This is a genomic window from Agreia sp. Leaf210 (assembly GCF_001421485.1).
In the GTDB taxonomy this organism is placed as follows: domain Bacteria; phylum Actinomycetota; class Actinomycetes; order Actinomycetales; family Microbacteriaceae; genus Agreia.
Genome location: NZ_LMKK01000002.1, coordinates 362,264 through 381,775, shown reverse-complemented (window position 1 = coordinate 381,775; position 19,512 = coordinate 362,264). Strand labels below are relative to the sequence as shown.

16 protein-coding genes and 1 tRNA gene are annotated in these 19,512 nt (G+C 62.2%); 7 read left to right on the top strand and 10 right to left on the bottom strand.

The window, feature by feature from the left end; all coding sequences use genetic code 11:
* Positions 1 to 2: 2 nt before the first annotated feature.
* Positions 3 to 2,045 (bottom strand): phosphatase PAP2 family protein, encoded by a 2,043-nt coding sequence (locus ASE64_RS07825; protein ID WP_055778459.1) that lies wholly within the window; start codon positions 2,043 to 2,045, stop codon positions 3 to 5.
* A 134-nt stretch (positions 2,046 to 2,179) separates the two neighbouring features.
* On the opposite strand from ASE64_RS07825, the gene ASE64_RS07820 reads away from it, so the two are divergent.
* Entirely contained in the window at positions 2,180 to 3,742 is a 1,563-nt protein-coding gene (locus ASE64_RS07820; protein ID WP_055778456.1) for a carboxylesterase/lipase family protein, read from the top strand.
* 97 nt (positions 3,743 to 3,839) lie between these two features.
* Here ASE64_RS07820 and radA read toward each other — a convergent pair whose 3' ends face one another.
* From radA to ASE64_RS07800, 4 genes are all read right to left on the bottom strand, one after another.
* The gene (gene radA / locus ASE64_RS07815; protein ID WP_082465992.1) at positions 3,840 to 5,312 is read right to left on the bottom strand and encodes a DNA repair protein RadA; all 1,473 of its coding nucleotides are present in this window, start codon (positions 5,310 to 5,312) and stop codon (positions 3,840 to 3,842) included.
* A 59-nt stretch (positions 5,313 to 5,371) separates the two neighbouring features.
* Positions 5,372 to 6,031: a class F sortase gene (locus tag ASE64_RS07810; protein ID WP_055778453.1), complete on the bottom strand. Its 660-nt coding sequence runs from the start codon at positions 6,029 to 6,031 to the stop codon at positions 5,372 to 5,374.
* Positions 6,032 to 7,549 (bottom strand): tyrosine-protein phosphatase, encoded by a 1,518-nt coding sequence (locus ASE64_RS07805; RefSeq protein ID WP_055778450.1) that lies wholly within the window; start codon positions 7,547 to 7,549, stop codon positions 6,032 to 6,034. It lies immediately after the preceding gene.
* Positions 7,550 to 7,720: 171 nt separating this feature from the next.
* Positions 7,721 to 8,500, bottom strand: a complete 780-nt coding sequence (locus ASE64_RS07800) for a hypothetical protein (protein WP_055778447.1) — start codon at positions 8,498 to 8,500, stop codon at positions 7,721 to 7,723.
* A gap of 190 nt (positions 8,501 to 8,690) precedes the next feature.
* Between ASE64_RS07800 and ASE64_RS07795 the strand changes: the two genes are divergently transcribed.
* Positions 8,691 to 8,780, top strand: a tRNA-Ser gene (locus ASE64_RS07795).
* Between the two features lie 55 nt (positions 8,781 to 8,835).
* Here ASE64_RS07795 and ASE64_RS07790 read toward each other — a convergent pair.
* Positions 8,836 to 9,960, bottom strand: coding sequence for a tyrosine-type recombinase/integrase (locus ASE64_RS07790; protein WP_055778444.1), 1,125 nt, complete (start codon positions 9,958 to 9,960; stop codon positions 8,836 to 8,838).
* 182 nt (positions 9,961 to 10,142) lie between these two features.
* On the opposite strand from ASE64_RS07790, the gene ASE64_RS17390 reads away from it, so the two are divergent.
* Complete coding sequence (locus ASE64_RS17390; protein WP_200920152.1) at positions 10,143 to 10,370, top strand: helix-turn-helix transcriptional regulator; 228 nt, start codon at positions 10,143 to 10,145, stop codon at positions 10,368 to 10,370.
* A gap of 30 nt (positions 10,371 to 10,400) precedes the next feature.
* Entirely contained in the window at positions 10,401 to 10,868 is a 468-nt protein-coding gene (locus ASE64_RS17385; RefSeq protein WP_156351707.1) for a hypothetical protein, read from the top strand.
* 537 nt (positions 10,869 to 11,405) lie between these two features.
* Here the strand turns inward: ASE64_RS17385 and ASE64_RS17140 are convergent.
* Both ASE64_RS17140 and ASE64_RS17380 read right to left on the bottom strand, forming a co-directional pair.
* The gene (locus tag ASE64_RS17140) at positions 11,406 to 13,064 is read right to left on the bottom strand and encodes a zinc-ribbon domain-containing protein (protein ID WP_082465991.1); all 1,659 of its coding nucleotides are present in this window, start codon (positions 13,062 to 13,064) and stop codon (positions 11,406 to 11,408) included.
* Positions 13,065 to 13,070: 6 nt separating this feature from the next.
* The gene (locus ASE64_RS17380; RefSeq protein WP_156351706.1) at positions 13,071 to 13,232 is read right to left on the bottom strand and encodes a hypothetical protein; all 162 of its coding nucleotides are present in this window, start codon (positions 13,230 to 13,232) and stop codon (positions 13,071 to 13,073) included.
* Positions 13,233 to 13,333: 101 nt separating this feature from the next.
* On the opposite strand from ASE64_RS17380, the gene ASE64_RS07775 reads away from it, so the two are divergent.
* Together ASE64_RS07775 and ASE64_RS17135 are read left to right on the top strand one after the other, a co-directional pair.
* A complete protein-coding gene (locus ASE64_RS07775) occupies positions 13,334 to 13,597 on the top strand; it encodes a helix-turn-helix domain-containing protein (RefSeq protein WP_055778437.1) in 264 nt (87 codons plus the stop codon).
* 813 nt (positions 13,598 to 14,410) lie between these two features.
* Positions 14,411 to 15,511, top strand: coding sequence for a Shedu anti-phage system protein SduA domain-containing protein (locus tag ASE64_RS17135; RefSeq protein ID WP_082465990.1), 1,101 nt, complete (start codon positions 14,411 to 14,413; stop codon positions 15,509 to 15,511).
* Positions 15,512 to 15,643: 132 nt separating this feature from the next.
* Here the strand turns inward: ASE64_RS17135 and ASE64_RS07760 are convergent, their stop codons facing one another.
* Both ASE64_RS07760 and ASE64_RS17375 read right to left on the bottom strand, forming a co-directional pair.
* Positions 15,644 to 16,300: a hypothetical protein gene (locus ASE64_RS07760; protein ID WP_055778429.1), complete on the bottom strand. Its 657-nt coding sequence runs from the start codon at positions 16,298 to 16,300 to the stop codon at positions 15,644 to 15,646.
* 447 nt (positions 16,301 to 16,747) lie between these two features.
* On the bottom strand, positions 16,748 to 18,124 hold the full coding sequence (locus ASE64_RS17375; protein WP_156351705.1) for a hypothetical protein: 1,377 nt from the start codon (positions 18,122 to 18,124) through the stop codon (positions 16,748 to 16,750).
* A gap of 296 nt (positions 18,125 to 18,420) precedes the next feature.
* Between ASE64_RS17375 and ASE64_RS07750 the strand changes: the two genes are divergently transcribed.
* On the top strand, positions 18,421 to 19,437 hold the full coding sequence (locus tag ASE64_RS07750; protein ID WP_055778424.1) for a PIN domain-containing protein: 1,017 nt from the start codon (positions 18,421 to 18,423) through the stop codon (positions 19,435 to 19,437).
* Positions 19,438 to 19,512: the final 75 nt, after the last annotated feature.

The window sequence follows — 19,512 nt, the reverse complement described above, 5'->3', positions numbered from 1 at the left end:
CGCTACCCGCGTCGGATCGTGTCTGTCGCCCGCGCGGAACGACGACGTGCACGCGATCGCAGCGCGATCAGCGCGCCGCCGGCCAGCAGCATGCCGAGTGCTCCGAAGGGAACGACGGGAGGCAGCGTCACGCCTGTGGCCGCGAGCGAGCTGCTCGCTCCGGAGACGCCCGGGTCGACCGCGGCGTTCCCCGCTGCGGGCGTGCTGTTCACCAGGTGCACTGCGCCGTCGCGGACCACGACGCTCGGCGTGTATCCGGCGGGCAGGCCCTCGAAGGCGAACGACGCGAGGTCGACGTTCGTCGCGGAGCCCGAGTAGGTGGCGATGACCTGGTCGTCGGCGGGCACGAATCCGTTTGCAAAGCTGGTCTTCACGACTCCCGAGACGGCGAGGTCGCCGGCGACCGAGATGGCGGCGGCCGACGAGTCGATGCTCAGATCGAGTTCGCCCCCGGAAAGAACGGAGAGGGTGCCTCCGACAGAGACCGGCGCCGTGGCGCTCTCCGACAGGATGCCGCCGGCGACGCTGATCGGCCCGGTTCCGAATGCGGTCGGCGAGGTGCCCGCGAGCTGGCCTCCTTCGACGACCGTGCCGCCCACATACGAGTTGTCGCCGGTGAGGGTCAGGACACCCGTTCCCTGCTTGGTCAGCGACCCCACCCCGTCGATGTCGTTGCGCCAGCTGTCGGCGCTGCTGAAGCCTCCGGCGGCCGCGTCCATGGCGACCGTCACATCCGTGGAGAAGGCGCTGTAGCCGTCCGCCGCGGCGAAGAGGTTCAGCCGGCCCCACCCCTCTGCATCGTCGAGCAGCGCGTAGCCGGAAGGCAGTGCGGTGGACTGGAGCACCCAGCGGCGCTGGTCTGCGCCGAGGTAGGGCAACCGCGTCTCGAGAAGCACCTCGGCCCCCTTCGGCACAACAGCCGTCTTGGTCGTGTCGCCGACCCGGGGTAGACCGTAGGTGAGGCGCTGCTCGTAGAGCGTATCGTCGCTACCCCGGTCGGCGAATGCGTCGCTGCCCGACGGGGTGGTGGCGAACAGCGTGGCGGCGTTCGCGCGCGCGCTCTGCTTGAGGGCAGCGTTGCCCGGCTGGTTGAGGGCGGCCGCGGCCACAGCGGTCGACATGATGCGCCCGCCGATCACATCACCGGGGGAGTGCATGCCGGCGACGATGCGGCTGTTGCCGATCTCCGACGCGCTCGTGAGGATCTGCTGGAAACGCTCCGGTGCCGCGTAGGCGAGGGCGTAGCTGGCCAGGTAGCCGGCGTTGGTGTGCCCGCTGGGGTAGCCACCATCCGACTGCCATTCGGCATCCGTCTTCTCGGCCGGAACGAGTGTGGGCAACACCTCGACGCTGTCGCTCCAGCGGAAAGGGCGAGCGTAGTTGTAGAAGCCCTTCGCGGGGTTGGTCGATGCGGCGCTGTTGCGGAACTGGTTGACGAGGTCGACCATCGGCCCGTAGGTGGTGCCCGAGTCGGCCCAGGTGCCGTTCGAATTGCCCGCGTCGTCGTACTTCACGGTGGTGGCGTCGGCCGGAATCTGATCGGGAATAGTGGTTCCCGCGTTGCTGCCCGCGCGGAAAGCGTCGGCGAAGGGGCCGAGTCCGTCGATGGCCGTGTAGTTCTGGTTGCGGCGATCGATCAGATAGGCCTGGGTGGATTGATCTGCCGTGCGCGACTGGGTGATGCCCGCAGCCGTCGCGATGTTCGCGTCGAGCACGCCCTGGTTCTTGATCGTGCCCACGCTGGAGGGGATGAACTTGCCGTTCGCGTCGAACTGCGCGGTGGGGTTCGCATCGGGCGTCCAGTAGTCGAGCATCGGAGAGAGCAGGCCGATGGCGACGTTGCTCTGAGGCGTGTTGTTGGCCGTCGTGTTGCTGGCCCAGGCGTCGACGAAATAGCGACCCCAGGCATCCGGCTGCGCGACGATCGAGTCGCTCGGCGCCGCCTGCGCGGGTGCGGCGACGCCGCAGGCGACGGTCGCGGCCAGGGCCGCCGCGATGGTGATGCGGATGCGACGGGTGCGGCGCGTATGGGACGGTGCGTTCATCGGGTGAGGCTCCAGGAGAAGTCGTTGCCCGTGCCAGCACACGAGTCTGGATCAGTGAATCCGACGAGGGTTACGGCGATGGGGACCGCGGGTTAACAGCTCGTGCGTTCATCTGGCACGTTTAGCATCGGAGCATGGTCGAGCGAAACGGGTCACAGGACCTCGATGTACGGGTAGCTCAAGGAATCGCGCGCGGCGTTCGCGAACGAGGCGTCGAGGCCTGGCGGAATCTTCCCTACGCCGAGGCGCCGACGGGCGCACTCCGCTTTCGGGCTCCGCGGCCGCCCGCGACGTGGAACGGCGTACGCGACGCATCGGAGTACGGCCCGGTGCCCTGGCAGTCGTTGCAGGGGCACTTCGTCGGGGCGTCGAAGAAGCAGACCATGAGCGAGGACTGTCTCACCCTGAACGTGGTGCGGCCCGCGCGAGGGCGCTCGTCGGCCGAGACGCAGACGCTGCTTCCCGTGATGCTCTTCATCCACGGCGGCGCCTATGCGGTCGGTTCGAGCGCGGAGTACCCGCGCAACGGCGAGGCTCTCGTGCGCGACGGCGGCATCGTCTACGTGAGTATCAACTACCGTCTCAGCGCGCTGGGCTATCTCGACTTCACGCGATTCTCGACCCCCGAGCGTCCCTTCGACTCGAACCTCGGACTGCGTGACCAGGTGGCGGCGCTCGAGTGGGTGCGCGACAACATCGCGGCTTTCGGGGGCGACCCGAGCAATGTCACGGTGTTCGGAGAGTCCGCAGGCGGCAATGCCGTGACCACTCTGATGGCGACACCGGCAGCACACGGCCTCTTCGCCAAGGCCATAGCTCAGAGCGCGCCGACGAACGCCATCTATCCGCCGGAGCAGACCCACCGGTGGGCCGACGAGTTCGTGGCCTTCCTCGCCGACCGCATCGAGCCGGGCGGTGTCGAGACCACGTCTGTCGACGACGCCGGCGAATTGCTCTCCCGGGCCGACGCATCCGACCTGGTCGAGGCCGCCGTGGCCCTCACCCTGCTTGCCCCCGATCGCGATCCGGGGACCATCGCGCTGTGCCCCGTGATCGATGGCGACTTCCTTCCCGAGCGTCCTCTCGACGCGTTCAAGCACGGGCGCGCCGCGCGCATCCCCCTGATCATCGGAACGAACGACCGCGAGGGCTCGCTGTTCACGGGGCGCCTCGACATCCTGGCCACGACGCCGCCCCGCATCCGCGCCATCTTCTCGCGCACCAAGAAGAAGGCTCGAAAGGCGATCAAGGCCGAGTATCCGGGCCTCCCCGACAAACGCCCTGCCGCTGACTTCGCCGGCGACTACGCGTTCTGGTACCCCACAGTGAAGGTCGCCGAGCGGCACTCCCGCTACGCTCCGGTGCACTTCTATCGCTTCGACATCGCTCCACGGCTCGTTCGGCAACTCGGATTCGACGCCACCCACGGGCTCGAACTCTTCGCCCTCTTCGACCGCATGAACGGCTGGTTCGGCCGCGCGATGGGCGCGTTGGGCGGGCGGCGTGCGTTCATGCGCACGGGCGACCGGATGCGACGGCACTGGATCGACTTCGCCCGCAGCGGCGAGGTGGCCGGGTGGCCGGCCTACGAGGAAGAGACCCGCGCCACCATGATCTTCGACACGATCGACCGAGTGGAGAACGACCCGCGGAGCGCACGGCGGGTGGCCTGGCAGGAGTTCGTGCCGCACGTGTGACGACATGTCCGCGCCCGTTCGGCGCATCTGCGCCTGTTCGACTATCTGTGCTTGTTTGACTAGGAGCGGATAGACCTAACCGGCGCCAACAGTGCAGCTAGTCGCGGTCGCGGTCTGTCTCGACGAGCCGCAGCGGGGTCGTGGGAGTCTTCTTCTGCGGGGGCTTCGTCGTCGGTGTTCGCGACTGCACGGGAAACGAGCCCGTCGAAGGATGTGCCGGGCTGACTCGAGAACCGGCGGCGGGCTGCTTGTCGAAGGCCACGCGGAACGCGCGACGGATCTGCGTCTCGTCGGGGCCGAGGATGTCGGTGAAGCCGAGCCTCCTGGCCTCGGTGACGCGCAGCGCGGAGGATGCGACCGGGCGGACCTCGCCGGCCAGGCTGATCTCGCCGAAGGCGGCAAAGGTGTGCGGCAGCGAGAGGTCGCTGTTCGCCGAGGCGATGGCCAGGGCGATCGCGAGGTCGGCAGACGGGTCGACGAGGCGCACGCCGCCGACCGTCGACACGTAGACATCGCGGTCGCCGAGGGGGATGTTGAGGCGGCGCTCGAGCACCGCGAGAAGCATGGCGACCCGTGAGCCGTCGACGCCATTGGTGACGCGTCGAGGATTGGGCGCTGTGGTCTTGACGACGAGGGCCTGGATCTCGACGGGCATGGCCCGCCGGCCGTCGAGCGCGACCGTGACGCAGGTGCCGCTGACGGCCTCGCCGCTGCGGCTGAGGAAGAGACCGCTCGGATCGGGCACCTCGGCGATGCCCTCGGCGGTCATCTCGAAGCAGCCGACCTCGTCTGTGGGGCCGTAGCGATTTTTGAGGGCGCGCACGAAGCGGAGGCTGGTGTGACGATCGCCCTCGAACTGGCAGACGACGTCGACCAGGTGTTCGAGAACGCGGGGGCCGGCGATCGAGCCGTCTTTGGTGACGTGGCCGACCAGGATGACGGGAAGGGAACGCTCTTTGGCGACCCTGATGAGAGCGGACGCGACCTCGCGCACCTGGGTGGGGCTGCCTGCCGCACTGTCGATGGAGTTGCTGGCGACGGTCTGCACGGAGTCGACGATGACGAGGTGAGGCTGCACGGCGTCGATCTGGCCGAGCACCGTCGACAGGTCGGTCTCGGCGGCGAGCATGAGGGTGGGGGAGAGGGAGTGGGTGCGTTCGGCGCGCAGCTTGACCTGGCTCACCGACTCTTCTGCGCTGACGTAGAGCACACGCAGATTCTCTTCGGCCGCCTTGGCCGCCACCTCGAGCAGAAGCGTCGACTTGCCTACGCCGGGCTCGCCCGAGAGCAGGATCGTGGCGCCCGGAACGAGACCGCCCCCGAGAACGCGGTCGAACTCGTCGATACCTGTGGCCCAGTGGCTGGCCGCTTCGGTGGAGATCTCTGTGATGGGCTGCGCGATGCGTGTCTCGCTGAGCTTCGCCGCCTTCACCGTGCGAGCGATGCCCTCGTTCTCGGCGCTCGACACCACGGTGCCCCAGGCCTGGCACTCGCCGCAGCGGCCCACCCACTTGACGCTCTGCCAGCCACACTCAGTGCAGCGGTAAGCGGTGGGTGTTCGCGAGGCCATGCATCCACGATAGACGCGACCGACGACATCCGATCACCGCCTGTGCAGAGTGGTAGACGTCAGCCCCGCGTCGCCTCGATGACCATGTTCTCGGTCGACGGTGCACCGTCTGGTCTCTGAAGGCAGGTGATCACGACCAGACGACCTGGCGTGTCGGCCCAGACCGATTGGTCGTGCGCGATCTGCGTCTTGTCGACGGTCTCGGTATCGACGACCTTGTAGGCGACGTCGTCGACGACGATGGCCTCTCCGGTCGCGATGCGTGCGCGACCGTTCTCGACATCGATGAGAGCGTTGCCCGGAGCTTGGCCGCCGTTGCGCAGCGAGTGCATCACAACGAACACCGTGCCGTCAGCGCTGTCGCTCGGTGCCACTCCGACATTCCTCACCCAATAGGCCGAGGTGAACCCGGGAGGTTCGAGCTCGTTGTCGACGACGTCGAGCGAGCCGAGAGGCACGTCGAGGCCGACGGACGGCGACTGGAAGCGGCCGGTGCCGGTCGGCGTCGCGGATGCGCTCGGATCGGGTTGCGGTCCGTCGAACTGCGCGGTGTTGCCCGCGAGGTCGGTGAGAGGCGAGCCGGAGACCGTCTGCGCGTGCGGTGCGAGAAGGACGGCCGAGGTGACGATCATGGCCGACGCGACGACGACGGCGCTGGCGGCGACGATGTTCCGTCGCCGCCAGCGCGATGTCGACCGCGGCGCGTGCCGCGGAGTCATCTACCGTTCCACGCTGCGTCGGGTTCGGCGGTATCCGAGGGCGACCGCTGCGAGCATCGCGAGGCCGAGCGCTCCGAGGCCGACTGCAGGCCAGGCGGAAGGCTGTTCGACACGCGTTCCGCCGGTCGCTACCGAGGGGCCGGCGAGGGATGCGGCGGTGCCGGTGGTGGATGCCGCTGCGCCGGTTGTGGACGCTGCCGCGGCGACGGTCACAGCCAGCGGGTCGCTGACGGCGTTCCCGCTGCTGTCGGCGAGGAACACCGTGTGCACGCCCGCCTCGAGATCGACCGGAAGAATCGCGCTTGCGATGATCGACCCGTCGGCGCCGGCTGTTGCCTGCCCGATGACGGTCGGAGTGGAATGGACGATGATCTGGTAGACCGCGCCGGGGGTGAATCCGTTCCCGGTCACCGTCACGGATGCGCCCGCCGCCAGCGCATCGCCCTGGGCGATCGCGATCACCGGCTTCGCGACCGTGATGCCGTAGTGCTTGGTGGTCGCGCCATCCGGAGCTGTGATCGTGACGTCGACCTTCTGGCCCGAGACGGTCACTGATGACGTGGCGGCCGCGTCTTCGGTGACGACCTGCACGTCGGCGGGCGCGAGGCCTGGGGTCGCGAGAGCGATGGATGCTCCGGCGTCGGTCGCAGCGGAATCGAGCGGAACGGAGACGCCGCCGATGCTGATCGACGAGGCGCTCGCGTCGCCCGAGACCAGGAACCGGGTGCGGAGCGCCGCGACGTCTTGGGTCGTGAGCCCGATGGTCTTCGAGAGGTACGAGTCCATGCCGGAGTACTTGGTGGCGACGTCGCTCTCGAAGGTGCCCTGCAGAAGGTCAGGGGTGGCCCAGGTCACACCGAGCTGCGTGTTCGAGAGCAGATAGTCGTGCAGGATGTCTGCTTCGGAGACACCGAGGATGTGACCAAGCATGTCGACGACCGTTCCGGTGCGGTCCATGCCGTGCGAGCAGTGGATGAGCACCGTGCCATCGGTGTGCGTCGCGAGGAGGTGCAGAACCTGGCTGTAGGCGCTGATCATCGGCCCGGGCGTCGCCGCATCGACGTAGCCCTTGTCGACCAGGTCGTGGTACATCGCCGTGTCGTCGCTGTAGTCGCCATCAGCGCCGAACATCGAGATGTTGACGCTCTGCGCACCGGGGATGGGAACATCCGGCTTGGTCGCGACCTGACCGGGCGTACGAAGGTCGATGACGAGGTCGACCTTGTACTCGCTCGCGAGAGTCTGCGCACCAGCCGTCGTGATCTTGTCGAGGGACTCGGAGCGGATGAGTCGGGGCGCGTTCAGCGTCTGGCCGTTCAGCCCCGTGACGGCGTTGAGTTCACGACCATTGACGAGGCCGGGTACGTCGGTGATGGCGTGATCGTGCGACGTCAGAGCAGGCTGAGCTGAGATATCGGCGCTTGCGCTGGTGGCGGTGAGGCCGACAGCGGCGGTGGCGCAGAGAGCGACGGCCGTCAGTCGGAGAGAAAGAGAAAGACGATGGGCATGGGTGTTCACGGAGGATCCCCGTTCGGGCTCGGGAGTGTGCCGACCGTGATCAGACGGTCGGCGGGATGCCGAGAACGCTAAGCACGCGTGATGCTGCGGCAGCAAACATGCGGTGAACGGAGAGCGACATGCGGCTGGGAAGGTGCCCAGCCGATGTCGCCTCAGTGATCTCTCAGAAAATCAGGCCTCGGGGTCTTCGCCGTATCCGTCGTCGTGGCGGCCCTTGGCGGCGAGAGCGGCGGCGCGCTCGGCGAGCCGCTGGCGCACCTCGGACTGGCCCTCTTCGATGATCTTGGGGTCGAGCGGCGCGTTCACGTTGTGCGGGTTGCCGTGGTACTTCTCGATGTAGGCGTCGAGCTCGGGGCCCGAGGTCCACGAGGTGATGAGGCAGTAGCGCGGCTCGGGGCCCTTGTGCCAGACGGCGTGCCAGAAGCGCTGCGTGTCGACGATGAGCTGCGCGCCCGCGGGCAGCGCGATGCGCACCTCGGTGTCGGGGTCGAAGCGGTTCTCGCGCAGGATCATGAACGACTCGGCATCGTCAGAGAGGTTGAAGAAGCCGCGAACGATCCAGCCCGTGCCGTCGGGGTTGAGCCGGTTGTTGTCGTCCTGGTGAAGGTTGTAGAGCGCGTTCGCGTAGCTGTTCGGCTGCAGCTCGATCACGCGGCAGCGGCCGATGTTGGCTCCGGGCTCTTCGGCGCGGGCCTTGAGGATGGGCGCGTGCTCGACGTTGGCCTGAACCCAGACGCCGTCTTTGTCGGTGCGCGGGGGCGTGTGGTTCCAGAATCCGTTGCACTCCATCTCGCCGAAGGCCGAGGCGAGAGGGGCGAAGCGCGTCACGCCGGAGGACTTCCAGTCGACGTATTCGAGGTCGAGCCACTCCTGAGGGTCCGCCGCCTGGTCGTAGCGGTCGAGAACCACATAGCCGGTCTCTTCGAATGCTGCGGAGCGGATATAGCTCATAGAACCAGGACCCTTTCAGAGTGAGGGCACGCGGGTTTTGTCGCGCCCAACTAAGGCAAGGCTAACACCTAGGATGCGCCGGATTTCGGCTCCGGGTGGCTTCTCAGGGCGGCATCCGCGTGATTGCGGGCTTCGATTTCTACAGGCTGTAGATTCGCGCGAACCCCCGGTCTGCATTACACTCGTCCCCGGTACCGTGTCCGAGCGGCCGAAGGTGCAACTCTCGAAAAGTTGTGTGCTTGAAAGAGCACCGTGGGTTCAAATCCCACCGGTACCGCCAGGAAAAAGCCCCCGCATTCCCCGTATTTACAGGGAAGTGGGGGCTTTGTCTTTGTCTATAAAGGGGCTGTACCCCGCAATTTCCCCACATTTGCTTTTTCCCATGCAGAGTTGAGCGATTCGGCAACGCCGTCCAGGTCGTCAGGGAAGAGATCCGCGTACGTGTCCAGCGTCATGGCTGCGGACGCATGCCCGAGCATTCTCTGAACTGCCTTGACGTTCGCGCCGGCACTGATTGCTAACGACGCGGCTGTATGTCGTAAATCATGGATGGTGACCCTCGGCAAGTCCGGATCCAGGTGTTGTGCTTTTTTGACTGCGGAGATGAACCATCCGCGAACGCCGTGCGGTGAGCGAACGTGATCGATGCCGTCGCCAAAAACGAGCTCGTCGCGGCGCTTGTTGGCCAAACAATGCCGCACGTGGCTGTCCAAGAAAGCCGGATACGGGACACTTCGGTTTGAGTGGCTTTTGGGAGTCCCCACGTGAATTGTGCCGCCGACGTCCACCGCGTTCTCTTCGACATTGAATCGTCGACGTCCAAGGTCGACATGTCCGACGCGGAGGCCTGTCAGTTCTCCCCAGCGAAGCCCGGTGTAGGCCAGAAACAGGACTAGGGGCGCTTTGTCTGAGGCAAAGCCTGCGACTGAATCAACCTGCTTGTGCGTGAGGTACACCCGCGGTTTTCCGACCTTCCGGGGCAAGTTGACGCCGCGCGCCGAGTTCGACGGAATCCGCCGATCCTTTACGGCCACATCCAGGATGGCCGCGAGAACGCCATATGCCCGCAGAACGGATGTTGCGCTGAGCCCTTTCTCCGTTGTCAGGGAGGAAACCCAGGCCTGGACCCGGCTGTGCTGAACCAGACCAACCGGTGTCCTGCCCCACGAGGGTGAGACGTGAAGGCGCCAAGCGATCTCAATGGGCTTCAAAGAAGAAGGTTTCAGGTGAGTCTGTCCCGCGAGCCAGCTTGTGCCCAGGTCCGAAATAAGTGCCTTAGACGCCTTGGCGTCTATGTACTCACCTTTCGCCACTGATATCTGCACGCTCGCCAAAAAGAGATCAGCCTCACGCTTGGTGTCGAAAACTTTTTCACGTGACCGTCGCTCAGGGTCTCTCCATCTGACCTCGTACCGTTTCTTGCCCGATGAAGCGTCGATCGGCCTAACACTTCCAGCCATACGGCTCCTCTTTCGCTTGGTTGGTTCCGATTTAACATACGTCTTGCCGCCGACGCTCCTTGAGTTTTCGGACTGGAGTGCGTTTTCAGCGAGATCCCCCGTGTATGTCGGTGCGCAAGGAGATACCGCGCTCACGTTGACTCACACCGAGTGGGTTCGTGGACATCGGGAAGAAGTAGGAAATGTCCGAGATGACAAAAGAAGGCCTCAAATTAGAGGCGCGTGAATTTTTGACGATTGGCGACGCGGCAGAAGTCATGCACAAATCACGTGGAGCCTTAGCCGCGATGAGGACGAGGGGCACAGGGCCAAGATTTCTCAAGATAGGCCGCACGATTCTCTATCGGGTGACTGACGTCGCTGAATTTCTTGAGCAGTCCGTTTCCGATCAGGCAGATCCGAGGTGGTGACGGTCAGGGCCTTTTTCGGAGGGAACCAAGGTGATCTTCCGCCTACCGGGACTGGATATGGGTTATCACGCCACTAACCACGCCTTCAGGCTCGGAGCCGAGCTGAATCTGGGTGATCGCGCCAAAGTCGTGTTTCTTTGGATGGCTCACATATGCCTCGATTCTGACGACTCTGCCATTGAGCCCCGCAGGTATTTCGGAGGATTTATTTCACTTGCGACAGCGCTGGGTTTCAGTGCACCGGATAATGCCTCCGAGGGCGCTCGACGAGCGGTGAAACGCGCCATCAAGGAGTTGGTGGACAAGGGCGCAATCAAGCGGGTTAGCCACGGCAGAGCTGGACAGAATGCTGTGTATGAACTCCTCATCCCGAGCAAGCCTCGAGAACGTCAGACAACTGTCCGATCGATTCGTCCGCTGGCGCCAACCTTCGCCTCTTTGGAAGTCATAGAGGGCGACGCTGGAAGGGAATCATGGGAGACCATGAATGCCTTCTGAACCGCGTCCGCCCATCCTCGTGGACGAGACCGATAGAGGGGTGCAGTTCGACTAGAACGGGACGAGTCCGAGTCGTTTCGCCGCTCCGATATATTCATCGCCTTCTTCGAATGTAACCGTGACCGTCGGGTACAAAAATTTGGTCCCCTCAGGGTGCAAACTATTCGCCCCTGAGGGGACCAAATGATTGTCGCCGAGAGGGCAAAAGATTCGCCCCCTTAACAGAAGGAACCAGTAGAAATCATCTCTTCATCAAAACTGATCACATGGAACGAATGTCGACCGGCTGTTAAGACGGTACTGCGCGACAAAACTTGAAAGTCATCCTGGTATGTCTCCGCGATCGACGGCGGTGTAGCAGCCGCATAGATCGCAGACGATCATCCATGTATCGTCGTAGCCCGGCCAGAGTTCTAAGAGGCGAAATCGGTGGTCGCATTCGCTACGCTCCATCTGAAGAGTTTGTGCCCCCCAGGAAGCTGTTCGCCAGAGCATTTTTGCCCTAGTCGATTCACCCGTTTCGGCAAGCAGCGCGGTTCAGTTCAGCTTTTCAAGCCATTCGGTGGCCTCCTCTACCACTGGCGCGAGCATGGCTTTAATGCCGGAGTCCTTTTGCGTTCGGGGGTATCCGAAGTCGATCTGCCGGAGATGCGGGTGACTGAGCGCTACCGCGGGGAGCGGCTTCTCTCTGATTCGGACAACGGCGTAGCCGGCATCTAAGAGGGCCGCAGTTTTGGCCAAGTCGTGATCTGTCTTGCCGCGGTGGTAATACTCGCCGTCGTATTCAATGGCGAAGCGCTGGCCGTGGGAGGTTCCGAGGATGTCTAGCGACATAGAACGAAGTTGGCCGCGCTTCTTCACGAGCACTCTTGCGCCGTTTCGCAGATCCCCCAGCTGTTCTTGGAAGGCGGCGAAGAATGACATCTCGATGAGGGATGTTTGAGCGCCTATGCACCTGGTGCATCCCGTTCCGATAAATCGGTTGCTCGGTGTGGACTGCCACTGGTGGCCGGCCGCGCATTTCCACCAGATCCTCTTGTTGCTTCGCGCGGTGACTTGTGTGGGCTTCAAGTCGCCGTTGGCTGCCTGGTCCCATTCCTTCACTAGCGAGGGCCGGGCGGATGCGAAGTCGTTGAACCCGGCCAGGACGCGATGGCTCGAGCAGTATGGGCATCCGCTGCCTTCATTTCTCATGGCAACCGTCGTGATCCATCTGTGGTCGTGTTTGGCGCATTTCCAGTGTCTACGCGCGGAGCCGTTGACGAAAACACGGTCAGGTGTGTCTGCGCCATTTGCGTTGTAATCCCACTCCTCGAGGAGATCAGGGCGTTGAGACGCGAGGTCGTTTAGGCCTGCTATGACGTGCGTGCCAGAGCAGATCCCGCAGCTACCTGCGGTTCTTGTGTTGATCGGCCCGCACCAGGAATGTCCGCGGGCGGCACATAGCCACCACACCTTCATCCCAGAGCCGTTCGTGACCTGGGCGGGGGAGAGGGGTGCGTTTCGCGCGGCGTCCCATTCGGCGGCGAGCTCTGGGCGTCTCGTCGCGAGGTCGTTGCTGCCGGGCTGGAGGGCGCGTCCGCTGCAGGCGGGGCAGCCACTGCCTTTCTTCCGTTCCGAGATCGCGGCACGCCACCTGTGCCCGCATGTGCCACATAACCACTGCGCCCTGTAGCTGGAGCCCGGCATCATCGTTGTGGGACGACGCTTTCCGTTGCCCTCGGGATCCCATTCGGCGGCGAGGGCAGGATTCTGGGATGCGAGGTCATTGAAGCCGGCGAGCACGCGCCGTCCAGTGCAGGTCGGACAGCCTCGTGTTTGCCGGTTACCTGTCGACGCGCGCCATGTGTGCCCGAACTTCTGACAACGCCAATAGAAGTTCCGTGGGGAGGCAGCCGTCACTTCCTGTGCTGTGAGACCGCCGTTGGCTTCGACGTCCCATTCGGATGCAAGTTGCGGGTTCTTCGACGCGAGGTCATTGAAGCCAACCGCGATGATGTGGCCGCAGCAGACTGGGCACCCGACCCCGTTCGCGCGATGACCGATTCGAGAGTTCCACTCATGGCCGTGTGCGGTGCAGCGCCAGTGCGCTTTGGAATGGTTTCCCGTGCTGAACTTCTCGGGAGGCGGGCCCTCATTGGCGTACGTATCCCACTCGTTTCGCAGTCTGCTGTCTGTCTGGGCGGACGCGAGCATGACGGGCTACCTGCGACGCTTGGTGTACTGCGCGGCGCGATGCATTCGCATGTGGCGTTCATATTCGCTTTCCTCGGGATGGCCCCCGCCGATGGCTGCCAAGACCACGAATGTCACGATCACGATGACTGCGATGACGATCAGAATGCTTAGGCCCAGCTCGTTCATGGTGTTCCTCTCGATGCCCGACGCCCAGCTGGCGCTACCTAGTGAGCACATGCACAACTAGTTGGGCAGACTTTTGTGCATCCTACGGGCTGGATAGGACAGTGCCCGTTTCTCCTGCCAATGCCTCGCCAGAACAACTAGCCCGGCGCGAAGAAGGCCGGCGTCACGTGGGCGCTGCTATTCGCCTCGCTCGAGTTGAGGCGGGGCTGACTCAAGAAGCCCTTGCGATCGAGTCGGGCGTGACCCGCAACATGCTGATTTACGTCGAGCACGGCACGCGGCCTCTCGCGTACGACCGGCTCTTCGATATTGCAGCGGCGCTCGGAGTCGATCCGGCGTCCTTTTTCCCCGCGCCAAAGCGCTAGCGGAGCTCCCGCTGCCTCGAGCTCCGGGGGACAGGGGAATCACGCCGGAGAACAGATCGTCACTGTCGCGCGGTTGACTACTCGGTTAGCATCGAGCGTCTGCAGTTAGGCCTACAGTGATCCGATACAGCTCCAACGCGGATTCGGAAGAGGCCCCCGGTCAAGGAAGTGTGGATCATGTGGATCGTCTAAAAGCCGCTGCCGACCTTCGCCGAGAACGCGCGGAGCGTCGCTTCGAGCGCAATATTCGACAGTTCTGGCAACCCACTCTCGGCGACATTCAAGAATGGCTAGACGAGGACAAGGCGGAGCGCGAACGCGGCTATCGACGAGAGGGAGCTGTTCTACGCGCCCGGCGGCGAGAGCGCGAAGCGAGAGACATAGCCTCGGGTCGAATGGTTGTCATTGGCGGCAACGCTGACACCGGGGAGATGACACTCGCCAAGCTCTATGAGAGCGAGCCTCGGAGCGAATAGTCAACGAGCATCTCGGCATCATGGGATCCTGTGGTGTTGAGCCGAACCGCGGGCTGATAAGCATTCGAACGTCTTTCGTCGCTGTGCTCGCGGGTGTCTCATAACGAACGACGAATACCGCCATTTATGCAGGAGGTTATGCGACGTAGATATGGGACTTATCGCCTCGCGAGATTCTGCCAATCCCGAGAAGGGAAAATTTCGCGAAGTCAAACGTCTCGTATCCCTAGGGTTGCAAGACAGTCGGTTCACTTCGTAGTCGGAGGCTTCGTTCGTATGCGAACGACCTGTTCTAGCTAATCGTCAATCCGACGGGGCATTTCTGTAATGATCAGACATGGTCGAAGACGATGCTCTACGAATCAGGCTTCAATCCGAATTCAGTAGCCCCAATGTTGTAAACATCCAGAGCGTTCAGGTAAAACGGGGACCACGCGCCTGGAAAACGGCCTCACTATTGCGGCTAGGCAATAGAGCGACTGGCGAAATTACTGGCACGCGTTTAGTTGTACAGACATGGACGCGCGCAACGGATTACGGCAGTTACAGGTTCGAGGAAAAGGCTCAGTATCGCTGGTATTGCGAAGATGAAGAGGTCAACGCAATCCGCGACATGCTGACAGCGCAGCTGCCCCGCGACGGAGTTTTCACTGTGGTTGAGGACGATTCCCCAGCGGCGGTAGTCGCCCGATTGACCACGGGAGGAGCTGAAGATGCAGTGGAACTGGTTTCCGAACTATTAGCCATTCCGACAGTGAGAGACGCTCTCAGCGGAAGTGATGCTGTTACGGCGGGGACTGCGCTCGTCGACCGCATTCGGAAGATCCGTTCTCTCGATCGCCTTGAGAAGGTGGCTTTGGATCCGTCGAGCTCGGAAGGCGACCTGCAGCGGTCTCTGGACCGACAATGGTGGCTTTTCGGGGGGCGTTATATTGGGCAACACGAGCGTCGTTCCTTTAATGCTCTCGATCAATTGGACCTCCCTCTGATCCGGGCGGACGGGTCGCTTCATGTTGTCGAACTGAAGAAAGCCCATGTTCCTGCGCTCATCAAGTCGCACCGGAACCATCTGATAGTCGGTCCAGAAGTACACGAGGCGACTAGTCAAGCAATGAACTACTTGCGGGCTCTTGACGAGAGCTCGGCGCTAATTAGCCAGGACTTCGGGTTTGATGTGCGTCGAGCCGACGCGACAGTGGTGATCGGTCACTCAGCGCATCTAATGCATACAAGATCGGCGGGTGAAATCTCGCAAACCCTGCGGACATATAACAGCCACTTGTCTCGCGTTCAGGTAGTCACCTATGACGAGTTATTGACGGGCGCACGCTCCGCGCTCGAGCCCGATACGGGAGTGATTGGAGCTCAGCTTCCAAAGTCAGATGACGACGTTGACGCTTGGCCGGAAAACGACCTGTCCGCGGATGACCCTTTCTAAAGGTTCCTTTCCGTACAGCTCTTCCGCGACTCATGACATCGCCCTGGCTCTAGCTGTCCGTAAGCACAAAGATGCAGCCAAGGCCAACCACGATGACGGCGCGCTCTCTGAATCTCAAACCGACCTGTGCGCTCAGGGATTCGTACCGAGGTAGGTTGGGGCAACGATGTTCAAGCTTGACACCGGACAGCGCTTCACGGCGTCAACGACTGTTGATTGCGTTCCCACCCAGGCTGCGACGTCCGGGTCCACTTCCGAGAAAAATTGATCGAACTCCTGCAGGCGAAAAGCAAGTCCCGTTGTCGTACTAAACACCGGTTCCCAGTGTGCAAGCCTATTTCGAAAGTCGTTCAGCTTCTGCATTCGGTCATGCACGTAACCGCGAGACCGACCGGGAAAGATGCCGCTTAGCATGGGCGTCCAGATCGTGTCGACGCGGACCGAGGCGGTTAGCATCATCCAGAACCCAAAAGTGAGGTTGGCGATCGTATGACCAGCGGTTGGAGGTGTGGTCTTAGCCCTAGCTGCCCGCACCGAGCTGCTCGACCCGGCATTAAGCTTGCGCTGCTTTTCCCGCGTCAAGGGGATGCCTGCTTGCCGCCCCCAGAGTGCGCTGCCGGGCGACGCCCAGTCTGGAAAGTGCGCGTTAAGCACGTCCGAGTAGCGGTTGCGAATCAAGACCTCAAAGTGGCCTAGATCGCGTAGGCAGGATGCGGCGACCTCGGCGTTCCAGTTGTACAGGTCTAGCGCGTCCGGAAGGCTTCCCGAAGTCGCGTTGAGATATACCATCAGCCGAGGGTGAGCGAGCCACCGGTCTGCTGCCGTCTGCGAAAGTTGCACCGTTGCATTCTCCCAGACTGGTGCCGAATTCATAAAGGTGAGATACTAATGTCTCCGATGGTCTCAGACCTCTGGCTTAGCTAGGCACCACTCGGATTCAGATTCAGGCCTGCGATTCGTGTACACGAATCGCAGGCCTCTTTGTGTTTTGGATGGTGCTGTAACGCGCACTGCCTCTTCAGGCTAATGGAACAGATTTATCGTTTCCGAGCCGCCACATCCCGCCCTCTTTTCGTGAGCCCGCGTAGCCAGTCTTGGAACGCATGCGATACACGACGCCCCAGCTTCTAATCGCGTGATCGAGCGATCACGGACGCCCCCATTATGTTGACTCGGTCACGATGGCCCATTCTGTGATCGCTTTGTGAAGATTCATTCACCGTGGATAGACGCGGGTCAGGCTCTGACCGAGATCACCTTGTTCTCGGGCGGCCTGGATGCAGTACCACCCTTCGTATACTGCGCAATCCAAATAGGCCTAGTAAGCACCCGGCCGTTCTCGTCGATGCCAAGAGAACGGTACGGCTGATGCCGCCAATGCCCACTCACACTCCACGCTGAAGCCGAATGAAGCTCCGGCGCCGGGTTGTCGGCGCCGTAGACACGTGCGTGATCGGTGCCGGCTTTGACGCGTACGACGATCAGACCTGTCGGCTGGTCCGCAGCGCGCGCTTCGCTTTGCACACGCGCGCTTCGGTCATGTTCCGACTCGGTCACTCCACCCTGCGACATCAATGCCCACACGGCCACGATCACTTGCTGCTCTGGATGGGTCTCATCCCATGCCGCCACGAACGGAACTCGGCTCGCGAGTTGGTCACCCAACTGCTCAGTAGTCTTACCCTTGGCGAGAGCGTATGTTCGTAAACGCCATACAGCCTGACCCTGACGAAACCAAAGGGCGCGGATGTGTCGATCTCTGCCATCCGGACGCTGCATAACAATAGGACGCTCGAATACCCAAAGCGCATTAATGTGCACCGGAAGTGGACTTAACTGCTCGGCTCCGTCAAGGCTGTCAACAGCAAGTCGCAGTAGGTCCTGGCTGAGCAAAAATACCTCCTCCGGTCGATCAGGCCCATCACCCAGTGATCGGCCAAGGCCGTTCGCTTGTTCCGGCGATATAAGTGGGGCAGTTGAGAGACGTGGAGGTAGGCCCGTACCTTGAGCGGGGATCGTCTCCAATGACAGTGCGTCTAAGTGGACGGCATTGAGGTTGCTCTCGAGAGCCTTCATCGAATGCGCGCTCCATGCGTGCCCCTTCCGGACGTCGATAGCGAAGTAGACGGTCGGCGGCGTCCGGTCATGCTTGTGATACCAACTGTCCAGCTCTCGCAACGGCGCTACTATTGAGCGCGTGTCGAGGCCGACTTTCGATCCCCAATTCGGATCCTCGATCGTGCGCACCCCATAGTGTGAACGAGGTTCGCTCTCGTGGAAAACGACAATTGGCGAATCGGTTTTCGCGACGCCAGCTGTCTGCAGGGACTGATAAAGCTGCGGAATCAGGCCCCGCATATCAGCTGCACGTTGTTCACGATTGAAGGGAACATGACCTCGGCCGTACTGCATTGTCGGGCTTTTTGCCGCCGGCCTTGGTCGGTCGCCGCTTCGAACGCTCACAAGCGCAGCTCGAATGCGACGATCCACGCTCGGCGTGAGCGAGCTGGTCGCGCTGAGGCCGTACTCGCCAAGGCTGTCTAGATAGGCCAGCACGGTGTTGACATCAACCTTGAGAACATTCGCTACATCAAAAACACGTGACCTGCTCAAGATTTCCCATCCCTGGTCAAACCATTAAGTTACCTTGGCGTCGCACAAGCCGGTGGCGATGGCGACCGTGGACACTCACCACTTGCCAATTTGACCACGCCGCTCAGAAACGACGCCACAAGATTGCCGACTCAGAATTGACGTAGTTGGCGCGGGGTCGTCTAACGGGCACCTGCTCGGGCGGTGGGGCAAGAATTGACTTGAGCCGCTACGGTGAGGTCGTAAGTGCACGGGCTGCGTATGTGATTGATGTCAATTCGAAAAGCCGTAAGGTCGCCAGGCGGCATGGGGGAAAAATGCTTGTCGTTGTTGATGCGAACATTATTATGAAGGATCCAATCCTCCGGGATCGCAAATGGCAGGTAGCGACGACTGCAATCGATGCAGGCCGACTACGGCTGGTCTTGCCCGAGGTTGCCCGTCTAGAGGTTATTGGCGGTTACCGTCGCGGCCACGAAGAAAAAATGCGTCAAATCAAGGGCGTGGTTCGCAAGTCGACGAACCGAGCAAAGGACGCAGCGAAAGCCTTGCTTCAGGTATACATAGACGAACTCACTTCGTACGAATCCATCCTGGACCGCCGTCTTCGGGAGATTGGATTCGAAATCCCCGGAGTACCTGTAGATGGACACCTCGAGGTGACCGAGCGGGCTGTGAACCGCCTTGCTCCATTTGATGAAAATGGTGGCGGGTATCGAGACACATTGCTGTGGCTCACTGCTATGGGACAGATAGCAGAGACGCCATTCGACAACCTTGTCCTGGTGTCTGACGACGGAGTGTTCTCCAGGCGGCGGCTTGCTCTCGCCGAAGAGCTGCGACGTGAAGCCGGCGCCGAGTTGACTGTATCGAGGTCGATCGCTGGCGTCGAGTTTCCAGACGAGTACGAGGACATCGAACTTGACCTATCAAGCCTGGACATAGACATTTCCCAGATCGTTGACGCGATTACCGTCGGCCTTGATGGGATGGACATAACGCAGTGGAGCCCTCCGGGCCCCGATCATGCCGAGGTCAAGATTGTGGGTCGGGTAGATCTTGATTTGGATTCTGCGGAAGTCAAGAAGCGGTACGGCTCGGACGTGTACGAGATGAGCGTGGCGGCGGTCACAGACGTTGACGTGGAAATCCTTATAATTGTCGACAGCTACGACGGAACGGACTTTTCGCAGATGGCCGGGCGATGGGATCTAGGCATTCAGTGGCGAGGTGAGACTGAAGGATCAGGCGGATACGCAGCTCGTCTCAGTGACAACTTCACCCTCGAGGTGTTGTGGTTGAACGATCGCAGCAAAAGACCACGTCGCGTTTAACCCGGCATCTCGTCTGGGCCTTGATCCTCATGTAGGTGGCGATGTCGAGATTCTGTCCAAGCCGCGCAGACAGGT